Origin of the sequence: Brevibacterium sp. XM4083 (assembly GCF_006489205.2) — a bacterium.
Lineage (GTDB): Bacteria > Actinomycetota > Actinomycetes > Actinomycetales > Brevibacteriaceae > Brevibacterium.
In genome coordinates, this window is the sequence record NZ_VFYR02000002.1 from 307,062 (window position 1) to 320,120 (window position 13,059).

9 protein-coding genes are annotated in these 13,059 nt (G+C 68.4%); 3 read left to right on the top strand and 6 right to left on the bottom strand.

Translation table 11 applies throughout. From position 1 onward, the window contains the following. Positions 1-3,147 (top strand): bifunctional [glutamine synthetase] adenylyltransferase/[glutamine synthetase]-adenylyl-L-tyrosine phosphorylase, encoded by a 3,147-nt coding sequence (locus FJ887_RS07210; protein ID WP_140955037.1) that lies wholly within the window; start codon positions 1-3, stop codon positions 3,145-3,147. A 61-nt stretch (positions 3,148-3,208) separates the two neighbouring features. On the opposite strand, the gene FJ887_RS07215 is transcribed toward FJ887_RS07210, so the two are convergent. Both FJ887_RS07215 and glnA read right to left on the bottom strand, forming a co-directional pair. Beyond that, positions 3,209-4,687 (bottom strand): mycothione reductase, encoded by a 1,479-nt coding sequence (locus FJ887_RS07215; RefSeq protein ID WP_140955036.1) that lies wholly within the window; start codon positions 4,685-4,687, stop codon positions 3,209-3,211. Between the two features lie 132 nt (positions 4,688-4,819). Continuing rightward, positions 4,820-6,244 (bottom strand): type I glutamate--ammonia ligase, encoded by a 1,425-nt coding sequence (gene glnA, locus FJ887_RS07220; RefSeq protein WP_137826122.1) that lies wholly within the window; start codon positions 6,242-6,244, stop codon positions 4,820-4,822. Positions 6,245-6,387: 143 nt separating this feature from the next. On the opposite strand from glnA, the gene FJ887_RS07225 reads away from it, so the two are divergent. Further along, a complete protein-coding gene (locus FJ887_RS07225) occupies positions 6,388-6,828 on the top strand; it encodes an RDD family protein (protein ID WP_140955035.1) in 441 nt (146 codons plus the stop codon). Between the two features lie 84 nt (positions 6,829-6,912). Here the strand turns inward: FJ887_RS07225 and FJ887_RS07230 are convergent, their stop codons facing one another. From FJ887_RS07230 to lipB, 3 genes are read right to left on the bottom strand one after another with little or no spacing between them, the layout of a single operon-like run. Further along, on the bottom strand, positions 6,913-7,644 hold the full coding sequence (locus FJ887_RS07230) for a DUF4191 domain-containing protein (protein WP_137826124.1): 732 nt from the start codon (positions 7,642-7,644) through the stop codon (positions 6,913-6,915). Between the two features lie 56 nt (positions 7,645-7,700). Then, positions 7,701-8,753 (bottom strand): lipoyl synthase, encoded by a 1,053-nt coding sequence (gene lipA, locus FJ887_RS07235; protein ID WP_137826125.1) that lies wholly within the window; start codon positions 8,751-8,753, stop codon positions 7,701-7,703. 10 nt (positions 8,754-8,763) lie between these two features. Next, the gene (lipB, locus tag FJ887_RS07240) at positions 8,764-9,402 is read right to left on the bottom strand and encodes a lipoyl(octanoyl) transferase LipB (RefSeq protein ID WP_140955034.1); all 639 of its coding nucleotides are present in this window, start codon (positions 9,400-9,402) and stop codon (positions 8,764-8,766) included. Between the two features lie 156 nt (positions 9,403-9,558). Here lipB and FJ887_RS07245 point away from each other — a divergent pair, with 156 nt between their 5' ends. Beyond that, positions 9,559-11,088, top strand: a complete 1,530-nt coding sequence (locus FJ887_RS07245; RefSeq protein WP_140955033.1) for a hypothetical protein — start codon at positions 9,559-9,561, stop codon at positions 11,086-11,088. Between the two features lie 58 nt (positions 11,089-11,146). Here the strand turns inward: FJ887_RS07245 and sucB are convergent, their stop codons facing one another. Next, entirely contained in the window at positions 11,147-13,057 is a 1,911-nt protein-coding gene (gene sucB, locus FJ887_RS07250) for a 2-oxoglutarate dehydrogenase, E2 component, dihydrolipoamide succinyltransferase (RefSeq protein WP_140955032.1), read from the bottom strand. Positions 13,058-13,059: the final 2 nt, after the last annotated feature.

Sequence of the window (13,059 nt, forward strand, 5' to 3'; positions counted from 1 at the left end):
ATGGCGCGCCTGACCTCCCGCACCCCAGCGACGACCGCCTCGGCGAACCGCTTTCTCGGCGACATCGACGACCTCCTCGGCCAGCCCCTGGCCACGGATTCCCGCTTCGTCGACCTCCTCGAGGCCACGCCGGATCCGCACGCCGGCGCCCTCGGACTCCTCCGAGTCCTCGAAGAAGCCGAGAAGGACGCCGAGAAGGATGCGGCGACCGGCACCGGCACCGCGGCACCGGAGACGACGACCGCTGAGGTGGGGGAGGGTTCGCCCGCCGGCGCCGAGGCGGCAGCGAGCGGGATCGCGCGCTTCGTCGACGCGGCCCGGGTCACCGGCACGGGCACGGTCGCCGAGGACGAGCTCGACCGGCCGATGCTCGCTCGCCTGCTCGGTGTCTTCGGCACTTCGGAGGCGATGGTCGACCACCTCGTCCGGCACCCGGATTCCCTGCCGCTGCTCCTCGACCGCTCCCCGTACCTGATGATCTCGACCCCGCAGGCCTCGGCGAGTGCGCTGCGGGCGACCCTGCTCGAATCCGTCGGCGCCGATCCCAGCTCCGACGCACCGGTGGCCGCCCGGACGGGCAATGAGGGGATCGCGCGGATGCGGCGGGCCTACCGCGACGTGCTGCTGCGGCTCGTCGCCGATGACCTCTACTCGGATCAGCCCGAGCAGATCGTCGACCTCGTCACCGCGGTCCTCTCCGATCTCGCCGCCGCGGCGATCGAGACCGCCCAGGCGATCGCGCGGGCCGAACTCGACCCGGAGTCGACCGTGCGCATGGCCGTCATCGCGCTCGGCAAGACCGGGGCACGGGAGCTCAACTACGTCTCCGACGTCGACGTCGTCTTCGTCCAGGACTCCGAGGCGACCGAGGAGCAGCGGACGCTGGCTACCGAGGTGGCCCAGCGGATGCGCTCGATCCTCTCCGATCCCGGTGCCGAACCGGCTCTCTGGGAGCTCGACACCGCTCTGCGGCCCGAAGGCAAGGCCGGGGCGCTCGTGCGCACGCTCTCGGAGTTCGAGCACTACTACACCGACATCGCGAAGAACTGGGAGTTCCAGGCCCTCCTCAAGGCCCGGGCGGTCGCCGGTGACCCCGCGGTCGGTGCGGCGTTCACCGAGACCCTCTCACCGCTGGTCTGGGAGGCCGCCGGCCGGGAGGGGTTCATCGACGGCATCCGGGCGATGCGCCGTCGTGTCGTCGACCTCATCCCCGCCGCCGAGGCCCCGAGGCAGATCAAGCTCGGCCGCGGGGGACTGCGCGACGTCGAGTTCTCCGCGCAGCTCCTCCAGCTCGTCCACGGGCAGAGCGACGACGAGATCCGCTCGCCGAACACCCTGCGCGCCCTCGACGAGCTCGGGGAGCACGGGTACATCGGACTCGACGACGCCCTCGTGTTCTCCTCGGCCTACCGGTTCATGCGCGTCGTCGAACACCGGGTGCAGATCCCGCGGATGCTGCGCAACGCCCTCATCCCCGACGACGAGGCGAAGCTGCGGACCCTCGCCCGCTCCGTCTTCCCCTCCGGTTCCCGCACGGGCGCTCGGCTCGAGGAGAACCGCCGCGACTTCGCCAAACAGGTCACCCGGCTCCACGAGCAGATCTTCTACCGGCCGATCCTCGACGCCGCCGTCGGCATCCACGGTGAGGTCGTCGACGCCCATCACCGCGGGACGAGTCTCAAGGCGGCAGCCGACCGCCTCCGCGCGTTCGGCTACCGCGACCCGCAGGGGGCGCTCGGCCACATCAAGTCGCTGACCACGGGCATGTCGCGGACCGCGCTCGTCATCAAACAGGTGCTGCCGGCGCTCCTCGACTGGTTCTCCGACGGCGTCGACCCCGATGCCGCCCTGCTCTCCTTCCGCCGACTCACCGATTCGCTGTCGTCCTCGGGTTGGTTCCTCAAGATGCTCCGCGACTCCGGGCTCGCCGCGAAGTCCGTGGCGGAGGTGCTCACGCTCTCCGGCTACGCCACCGAACTCCTCCTCCGCCAGCCGGCAGCGGTCGCGTGGCTCGACGACTACGCGAGTCTCGCCGCGCGCGATCAGCAGGTGCTCGCCGCTGAGGTCGACGGGCTGCTCCACCGTCACGGCGCCGAGGCGATCACCCGGATCCGGGAGACGTACAGTCGCGAACTGCTGCGGATCGCACTGCGGGACGTCCTCGACGTCGGTGACCGCGCCGAGGTGCCCGGGGACCTCTCCGACCTCATGGACCTCACCGTCGACGGCGCCCTGCGCGCCGTGCGCCTCGACCTCGACGACGCCGCGGTGCCGGAGTACGAGTTCGCCGTCGTCGCGATGGGCCGGTGGGGCGGCCGGGAGATCGGGTACTTCTCCGATGCGGATGCGATGTTCGTCTACCGTGCCGTCGCCGACGACCTCGACGCCGAGGCCCGCGCGAAGCTCGCCAAGCACGTCACGAAGGTCGCCCTGCAGCTGAGCTCCCGGCTCAAGGCCAGCGAAGGCGCTCGCGGCATCGAGCTCGACGCGGATCTGCGGCCGGAGGGGAAGAACGGTCCGCTCGTGCGCACGTTCGCCTCCTATGAGTCCTACTATGCGAAGTGGTCGCAGCCGTGGGAGGCCCAGGCCCTGCTTCGGGCGCGGCCGATGGCCGGTGACGCAGCGCTCAAGGACGACTTCACCGCGCTCATCGACCCGCTGCGCTACCCGGCGGAGATGCCGGCGAAGGCGCTCACCCAGGTCCGCACCCTCAAGGCGCGGATGGAGGACGAGCGGCTGCCGAAGGGAGCGGACAAACGCCGCCACCTCAAGCTCGGCCGGGGCAGCCTCTCCGACGTCGAGTGGACGGTCCAGCTCCTCCAGCTTCAGCACGCGCACGCGATTCCGGGACTGCGGACGACCTCGACGCTGGACGCCCTCGACGTCGCCACGCAGGAGGGACTCATCCCCGCCGAGGACGCCGCCGAGCTCGCCGCGGCCTGGCAGCTGGCGACGAATGTCCGCTCGGCCGTCATGCTCTTCCGGGGCCGCACCGCTGCGGCGCTGCCCGACGAGCATTCGGAGCTCGAGGCGACGGCGCGGCTGCTCGGCTATCCTGCCGGCGGCGGGCGCGAACTCGAGGACGACTACCTCCGGGCGACCCGTCATGCCCGGACGGTCATGGAGCAGCGCTTCTACGGGTTCTGACTCGCTGAGGTCGCTGACCCACAGCGACCTCAGGCCGGCCGACCGGTCCGCCTCGGCGCAGTCAGCGCGGCGTGAACTCGAGTCCGAGCAGAGCGTTCTCGACGACCTCGGGCAGCGCCGGGTGGATCCAGTACTGGCCCCGAGCCACCTCGTCGGCGGGCTGGTCGAAGGCCATCGCCTGGATGAGCGGCTGGATGATCATCGACGCCTCGGCCCCGACGATCTGCGCACCGAGGATGAGCCGGGAGTCCCGGTCGGCGATGATCTTGACGATCCCGGGATCGTCGGCCATCGCCCACCCGTAGGCGACGTCGGAGTACTGCTGGACTTTGACGGTGACGTCGTGTCCGGCCTGCCGGGCTTCGTCCTCGGTCATGCCGACGGTCGCGACCTGCGGGGAGGTGAAGACCGCAGCCGGCACGGCCTTGTGGCTGGCGGCCTCGAGAGCGTCCTCCGCGGCGGCCCCGGGTGCCCCGGCGGCAACGTCGATGACGAGGTTGTCACCGACGACCCGAGCCTCGTGGTTGGCCACGTGCTTGAGCTGGTGCTCGGAGCTGATGTCGCCGAGGGCGAAGACACCGGGGACGGGCTCGCCGCCGGCATAGACCCGCTGGAACGCGTCGACGACGAGCCTGCCGTCGGGAGTGAGATCGTAGCCGACTTCGGCGGCGTCGAGGCCTGCGGTGTTCGGGTGACGACCGATGGCGATGAGGACGATGTCGGCCTCGATCGCGGCGGGAACGTCGACGTCATCGACCCGACCGCTGGGTTCGAGCTCGATCGTCATCGGTGCGCCCTCCCCATCGCCGAGGCGGTAGGCCGCAGGCTGAGCCCCGAGGATGACGTTGTGGTCGACGGTGAAGATCTTCGTGAATTCCGCCGAGGCGGTGCCGTCGAGGTCCTGGAGCAGCCGGGGTCCGCGGGCGATGACCGTGACATCGCTGCCGAAGCTCGTGAAGATGTGGGCGAATTCCATGGCGATGACGCCGGAGCCGACGATCGCCAACCGCTTCGGCTGCTCGGGCAGGCGCATGATCGAATTCGAGGTGACGATCGGGTAGCCCGGAGTGTCGACCCGCGCCGGATCGAGGCCGGGGGTGTCGGGGAGGGTGGGTGCGGCCCCCGCGGCGATGACGATCCGATCCGCGGTGATCTCCTCACCCGATGCGGTGACCACGGTCTTCTCATCGATGAAGCGGACGTGTTCGGGGATGACGGTGTTGTTCGGCTGGCGGTCGCCCGATCGGTACTCCCGACCGCCGGCTTCGATCGCGTCGACGCGGGAGAAGATGCGCTCCTGCAGACCCGGCCAATCGACGCCGTCGAAACTGGCCTCGACGTCGTAGCGGCGGGCGTGTGCGGCCTCCTCGGCGACGGTGGCCGGGTAGACGAACATCTTCGTCGGAATGCACCCGACGTTGAGGCACGTGCCCCCGAAATGCCATTCCTCGGCGATCGCGGTCTTCAGCCCCGCGAACCTCTTGTCGAGGAACATGTTCCCCGACCCCGTGCCGATGAGCAGCAGATCGTAGTGCGTCATAGTTCGTCCTCGCAGAAGATGGTGTCGATGCCGAGCGCCCGTGCCGCCGTGCAACGCAGCGGGGGCGCCACCGGAGAAACCGGTGACGCCCCCACTGTATTCCCTGCGAGCCGAAATGGTCCGCCGGTCGGGTCAGATCGAGTAGTAGAGCTCGAACTCGGTCGGAGTCGGGCGCAGACGCGCGACGTCGATCTCGTTCTCGCGCTTGATCTTGATCCACGTCTCGATGAGGTCAGGAGTGAAGACGTCACCGGCGGTGAGGAAGTCGTGATCGCGCTCGAGCTCGTCGAGCGCCTCGTCGAGGGAGGCCGGGACGAGCTTGATGTCCTTGGCCTCCTCCGGGGGCAGCTCGTAGAGGTCCTTGTCGATCGGCTCCGGCGGTTCGATGCGGTTGCGGATGCCGTCGAGGCCGGCCATGAGCTGCGCGGAGAACGCGAGGTAGGGGTTGCTCGACGGGTCGGGCACGCGGAACTCGAGGCGCTTGGCCTTCGGGGAGGAGCCGGTCACCGGGATGCGGATGGCTGCCGAGCGGTTGCGGGCCGAGTAGACGAGGTTGACGGGCGCCTCGTAGCCGGGCACGAGGCGACGGTAGGAGTTGATCGTCGGGTTCGTGAACGCGAGGACGGCGCCGGCGTGTTCGATGAGGCCGCCGATGTACCAGCGGGCGAGGTCGGAGAGTCCGGCGTAGCCGTTCTCGTCGTAGAACAGCGGTTCGCCGTTCTTCCACAGCGACTGGTGGCAGTGCATGCCCGAACCGTTGTCGCCGAAGAGGGGCTTGGGCATGAAGGTGACCGTCTTGCCGTACTCGTCGGCGGTGTTCTTGACGACGTACTTGAAGTCGAGGAGCTGGTCGGCGGCGTGCTGGAGGGTGTTGAACTTGTAGTTGATCTCCTGCTGCCCGGCCGTGCCGACCTCGTGGTGGGCGCGCTCCATCTCGAAGCCGATCTCCTCGAGCGTCATCGACATCTCATCGCGGATGTCGGCGAACTTGTCCTGCGGGGAGACGGGGAAGTAGCCGCCCTTGTAGGGCGTCTTGTAGCCGAGGTTGCCGTCGGGTTCCTGTGCGCCGGTGTTCCATGCCGCTTCGATGGAGTTGACCTCGTAGAAGCTGTGCCCGGGGGTGTTCTGGTAGCGGATCGAGTCGAACATGTAGAACTCGGCCTCGGCACCGTAGTAGACGGTGTCGGCGATGCCGGTGCTCTCCAGGTACTTCTCCGCCTTCGCCGCGACCTGGCGGGGATCGCGGGAGTAGGGCTCGTCGGTGAAAGGGTCGACGATTGAGTGCGTGACGACGAGGGTCTTCGCCTCCCGGTAGGGGTCGATGAACGCCGAGGCGACATCGGCGAGGAGCTTCATGTCCGATTCGTGGATGCCCTGGAAGCCTGTGATCGAGGACCCGTCGAAGAGGAGACCTTCGGTGATCTCATCCACGCCGTACGAGGCGGCGGGAAGGTTGAAGTGCTGGACGACACCGGGCAGGTCGCAGAAGCGGACATCGACGAAACGCACGTCGTTCTCCGCGATGTAGTTGACGAGTTCTTCAGCAGACGAGAACACTTAGGTCTCCTAGTTAGACGTATGGTCGGTTCTTCGTGACCGAGATCCATCCTAGTTCTTGCTCGGTGAAGCCGTGATGACAGTCATGTTTCGGGGATGTTTCCTGATGATTCACTCAGGGACGACTTCGGTACCCTGGAGGAGTGATCAATCGCGACGACCTCGGGTCCTGGCTGCAGGGACCACAGATCAGCCGAGACGAGGGTGACTGGCCCGGACGCCGACTCGGCCTGCCGGAGACCGGCAGCCATGCGGTGGCCCCCGCGTGGAAGCGCCTGCTCGCCCTCATGGTCGACTGGTTCATGTGTCTGGCGATCGCCGGACTCTTCGCCTCGACCAACCCGTTCCTCGCCCCGGGCATCTTCCTGCTGGAGAACATCCTCCTCGTCTCGACGCTCGGCTATACCGTCGGCCACCGCATCTTCGGGATCGAGGTGCGCCGCCTCGACGGCCGCGTCCCGGGATTCGTGCCCGCCCTCATCCGCTCACTGCTCGTCGTCCTCGTCATTCCCGCGCTCATCTTCGACCGCGACCACCGCGGTCTCCACGACCTCGCGGCGAAGACGGCGATCCTCCGCCGCTGAGCCGGCAGCCGGCGCCGACGACAGCGGCCCCGTCACCATGGTCTCGGTGACGGGGCCGTATGCGTTGGCGAGGCGGAGCGGCGATCAGCGTCCGCGCATCGCCTTGTGGTTGGGGCGCGCCTTGTTCGGGTCGATGCCCTTGGGGATCGGCGGACGGGTGCCCTGGGTGCCGAGCGCGGAGAGGCGGTTGCGCACGGCGAGCACCTCGGCGCGGTTGAGCTTGCGGGGCAGCTTGTGGACGGTCGAGACGACCTGCTTCATCTGCAGCTGGCCGTCCTCGCTGCCGCCCTGGAGGGTGTGGACGGGGACGTTGGGGAGGATGCGCTCGTGGCGCTTCTTCTCCTTGGCGAGCAGCTTCGCGCTGCGGGCCTTCGGTCCCTCACTGAGCAGCACGACTCCCGAGCGGCCCGTCGAACGGAAGACGAGGTCACGGCTCTTCGGGTCGATGGCAATGGGCTTCTCGTCCATGAGGTAGCCGCGCCGTGCGGTGTTGAGGACCGCGCCGAAGGCGCCTGGCTGGCCCTCCATCTGCGCGAACGCGGCGGTCTCGGCGAAGCGGCCGAGCATGAACATGCCGAGCAGCAGACCGACCATGAGTCCCAGGATCGTCGTGAACACGGCCCCGCCGAAGACGAGTCCGGCGAGCAGGCCGAGGAGCGTGAAGCCCACGACAGCGGCGGCCAGCAGCCACGGGGTCGCCTTGTTGTGCTTCGCGGCGAGGTCGTAGACCTGCCGCATCTGCGCCAGACGGCCCGGCTTCTTGTTCGGATCCTTCGGCTTGCGACGGAACAGTCCCTTGCGCGGTTCTTCGCTCATTCTCTCACTTGCTCTTGACGGGCCGACGGGTCCCGAGGACAGGCCCGCGGAACCACTCATTGCTCAGCAGACAAGTCTACCTCTTCGCCTGCGCCGAACATATCCACAACGGCCTGCGCCTCCTGCTTGGCCGGGGTGTGCTTGTCGAGATGCGCGAGGTGGGCGGGGATCTCCTCGCCTCGGTGGCGCATCGCTGTGGCCCAGAGGCGACCGGCGCGGTACGACGAGCGCACGAGCGGACCGGACATGACTCCGAGGAAGCCGATCTCCTCGGCGGCGTCGCGGAGCATGACGAAGTCGGCGGGCTTGACCCAGCGGGTGACGGGATGGTGGCGCGGCGACGGGCGCAGGTACTGGGTGATCGTGATGAGGTCGCACCCGGCGTCGTGGAGGTCCTGAAGCGCGGAGATGATCTCGTCGTTTGTCTCGCCCATGCCGAGGATGAGGTTCGACTTCGTGATGAGTCCGGCCTCGCGGGCCTGGGTGATCACCGACAGGGAGCGCTCGTAGCGGAAAGCCGGACGGATGCGCTTGAAGATGCGCGGCACCGTCTCGACATTGTGGGCGAGCACCTCCGGCCGGGAGGAGAACACCTCGGCGAGCTGGTCGGGCTTCGCGTTGAAGTCGGGGATGAGGAGCTCGACCCCGGTGCCGCGGCCGTCGACGTAGTCGAGGTCGTGGATCTGGCGGACCGTCTCCGCGTAGAGCCACGCACCGCCGTCGGGCAGGTCGTCGCGGGCCACACCGGTGATCGTCGAGTAGCGCAGGCCCATCTCGCCCACCGAGGCGGCGACGCGGCGCGGCTCATCGGCGTCGAAATCGGCGGGACGGCCGGTGTCGATCTGACAGAAGTCGCAGCGGCGGGTGCACTGCTCGCCGCCGATGAGGAAGGTCGCTTCGCGATCCTCCCAGCATTCGAAGATGTTCGGGCAGCCGGCCTCCTCGCACACGGTGTGGAGGTCCTGTTTGCGCACGAGGGACTTCAGGGAGGTGTACTCCGGGCCGATGTGGGCCTTCGCCTTGATCCAGGCTGGCTTCTCCTCGATCGGCGTCTCCGAGTTCCGTGCCTCGACACGGAGCATGCGGCGGCCTTCGGGTGCGATCGTCACGTCGGTTCTCCTAAGCGGTGATGGTCTCGTGCAGGATCTCGTCGAGCCGGGGAGCGACCTCTTCGGGGGTCACAGTCCGGCCGAGTTCGGCACTGATGGTGGTCGTGTCGGCATCGGTGATGCCGCAGGCGATGATCGATTCGTAGGCACCGAGGTCGTTGCTGCAGTTGAGAGCGAGACCGTGCATCGTCACGCCGTCGTGGATGCGGATGCCGATCGCCCCGATCTTGCGGTCACGCCGGGTGTCGTCGCCGAGGATCCACACTCCCGCGCGGCCCTCGATCGTCGTGGCGTCGATGCCGTACTCGCTGAGCAGGCGGATCATCGAATCCTCGAGCTGGGCGACGAAGAGGCGGACCTCTTTGGGATCGTTGAGCCGGTAGATGAAGTAGGCGACGAGCTGACCCGGGCCGTGCCAGGTGATCTTGCCGCCGCGGTCGACGTCGATGACCTCGGTGCCATCGGTCGGTCGTTCGTGGTCCTCCGTGCGTTTGCCGGCAGTGTAGACCGGGGGGTGTTCGAGGAGCAGGATCGTCGACTCCCTGTTCCCGGCGAGCACGTCTTCGTGATACTTCTTCTGCAGGTCCCACGTGGTGCGATAGTCCGAGAAGACCGGCGCGAAACCCAGAATCTCTGTGGCCAGTGGCATGCGTCCAGACTATGCCCGTTGACCGGGGTGTTCAATTCATCTCCGCATGACCCTCGACACGTTCTCCACAGCCTCGCCATTGACTTATCACAGCGCATCATACATCATCAAATGATATCGAACACCAATGACTGTCATTGACGGGGATGACGAACTATGACATGGCACTTCGAAGCGACGATCGCCGACGACATCCATCGCGTCGGCGACGACACGGGGGAGACCCGCTGGGGCGTCGTCGCCGGAGAGCAGACCCGCAAGCCTGGCACGGCTGACCCGTCTGCCACCGATCCGGCCGACGATGCCGGAGTGCTCGAAACGGCCGAGGTCATCCTCCCGACCGGGGAGGCGAGACTGCTCCTCGTCCCGGTCCTGCCCGGCGGCCTCGTCATCGACGTCGTCCGCGCCTTCCACGGTCTCACGGAGGGCGAAGCCCACACCCTGCTGCGCGGCATGTTCGCCGAACTCGCCGAGGTCGACGCTGCGACCGAGCGGCTCAGCCTCGCGTGCTTCGGTCTCGACGCCGCTGGCCGCCCGCGGGTCATCCCCGGCATGCGCCGCGCCTTGGAGACTCCGGTGAGGCGCGCGGTGGGGGAGCTGCTCTATCACGCCCTCCACGGGGTGCCGTGGACCGACAGTCTGCTGCCCGTCGGGGTCGCGCTCGAGTCGTGCAGCGCCGACGTGCAGGCCCTGGTCACCGATCTCCTCGACGAGTCGAGTCCGGCAGCGGGGGCGTCGCTGCCGGCCGTCATCGCCGAGGTGACCCCGCGGCTCAGTCGCCTCGGCACTCCGGCTGTGCTTCCGCTCGTCCCGGCCTCCCGTGATCTCGATCCGGCGCTGGCCCTGACGGCCCGTCTGCGCGTGACCACGTCCCCGGCGGTCGAGGACCGCGACCTGCCCGATTCGGTGGGGGCCGAGGGGGCCGGCTCCGGGTCGTCGCGGCGGGGGCTGTCGACGGTGGCCGCTCTCCGCTCGAGCGGCCGCTCACGCTTCGGACGCCGAGGCGAAGCGACCCCGGACCGCGGTGACGCGCCGGTGGTCCGACGCCGTCCGGGCGATCGCGGTACAGGCGATCGCGGTACAGGCGATCGCCGCTCCGGCAGTCGCGGCACCGGGCGGGCTCGGGAACGCGCCACCGCCTCGGCGGTTGCCCGTCTCTGCGCTGTCGTGACCTCGCCGTGGGCCAAGCGTGCCGCGCTCGGGGCGGCGATGGTCGTCGTTCTCCTCGGCGGTCTGCTCATGGTCCGCGCGTGGTCGACCGGTGATGAGGCGTCTCCCTCGCCGGTCGCCGCCGACGACGGTGCGGCGGAGAGTGCGGACACGGATGCGGGCGGGCTCAGCGACACGGCCGTCGCCGAGCGCCTCGGCGAACTCTGCGCCGAACGCGCACGCGTGCTCGAAGCCGGAGACGAGGAGGGTCTGGCCGGGCTCACGGTGCCCGGGTCGACGGCGGCGGCCGCCGATGAACTCATTGACCTCGCCGCATATTCCGGAGGGACGTACACGATCACCGTGACCGATGTCGCCGTCGAGTCGCAGTCGCCTGCGGAGATCGTCGTCACCGCGACGATGACGACGACAGCGGAGAGCGGGGGCGACCAGGAGGCGTTCGACGCGAAGGACGTCGTCGTCACACTCGGTCGGCATGCCGGGCAATGGCTCATCGCCGAGGTGGCCGAGGCGTGAATGCCGCAGGGGGCCGGTCGATGACCGGCCCCCTGCGGGCTGCTGAGATCGCGGTGGCTCAGAGTTCGAGGTCGGCCTCGAAGTTGCCGTCCTCGAGACGCGCCTTGATCGTCTGCAGGAAGCGTCCCGCATCCGCACCGTCGACCAGCTGGTGGTTGTAGGTGAGCGGAAGGTAGACCATGTCGCGGATCGCGATCGACTCCTCGCCGTCAGCGGTCTTGACGACGATCGGGCGACGCACGATCGCACCGGTGCCGATGATGCCCATCTGCGGCTGGTTGATGATCGGCGTGTCGAAGAGCGCACCCACGGAGCCGATGTTCGTCACCGTGAAGGTGCCGCCCGACAGCTCGTCCGGCATGATCTTGTTGTTGCGGGTGCGATCGGCGACATCGTCGATGGCCTTGGCGAGGCCCGCGATGCTGAGATCCCCGGCGTCCTTGACGACCGGCACGAGCAGACCACGCGGAGTGTCGACCGCGACCGCGAGGTTCTCGTGGTCGAAGTACGTGATCTGCTGGGTCTCGAGATCGTACTGCGCGTTGACCTTCGGGTGCTGCTTGAGCGCCTCGACGATCGCCTTCGCGAAGAACGGCAGGTAGGTGAGCTTGACGCCGTGCTTTTCAAGGAACGCGTCCTTGTTCGCCTTGCGCAGCTTCGCCACCCGCGTCATGTCGACCTCGATGACCTGCGTGAGCTGAGCCGAGACCTCGAGCGATTCGCTCATCCGCTTCGCAATGGTCTGGCGGATGCGCGAGGCCTTCTCGGTGGTGCCGCGCAGCTTCGCAGCCTCCTCCGGGATCTCGAGCGTGAACGGCTTCTTCGCCTCGCCGGAGGCAGCCGGTGCCGCAGCGGACGATCCTGCGGCAGGACGGTTCGCCGCTGCGGCGATGACGTCCTGCTTGCGGATGCGGCCGCCGACTCCGGTGCCGGTGACGGTCGAGAGATCGACGCCCTCGTCCTTGGCGAGACGACGCACGAGCGGCGTGACGTACGCGGAGTTCTCTCCGACGGTGTCAGCCGCCGCCGACTCGGACTTCGCCGGAGCCGACTCCGACTTCGCCGGAGCGGACTGCGCGGCGGCCGCCGACTGCGCTGCCGGAGCGGAGGCGGAGCTCGTCTCCTGCTTCGGAGCCTCCTGCTTCGGGGCTTCCTCCTTGGGAGCCTCCTGCTTGGGAGCTTCCTGCTGAGGTGCCTCTTCCTTCGGAGTCTCCTGCTGGGGAGCCTCTTCCTTGGGCGCCTCTTCCTTCGGAGCCTCCTCCTGCTTCGACTCCTCGGCGGCCGGCTGCGACTCCGCCGGAGCTCCCGAACCGATGCGTGCGAGGGGAGCGCCGACCTCGACGGTCTCGTCCTCCTCGGCGAGGTGCGCCTGGACGACACCGGCGACGGGGGAGGGAACCTCGGTGTCGACTTTGTCGGTCGAGACCTCGAGGAGCGGTTCGTCGACCTCGACCTCTTCGCCGACTTCCTTGAGCCAACGGGTCACAGTGCCCTCGGTGACGGATTCGCCGAGCGCCGGCATCGTCACCTCGGTGCCCTCACCGGACGACGACTGGGAGTCAGCGGCGGGAGCGGACTCTGCGGACTTCTCGGACTCGGAGGATTCTGCCGACGAGGAGGTGTCCTCGGCCGGAGCCTCGTCCTCGGCCTTCTCCTCGGCGGGGGCCGACTCTTCGGCCGCCACGCTCGCCGGCTCCTCCTCAGGAGCCACCTCGGCGGATCCGGAATCGCTGCCGTCGCCGATGTACGCGAGATCGCCGCCGACCTCGACGACATCGTCTTCGTCGGCGAGGATCTTCTCGAGCACGCCGGCGAACGGGCTCGGAATCTCCGTATCGACCTTGTCGGTCGAGACCTCGAGCAGGGGCTCGTCGACCTCGACGGTGTCGCCGACGGACTTCAGCCACCGGGTGACTGTACCTTCGGTCACCGACTCACCGAGAGCCGGCATCTGAACGGAATTCGACATGT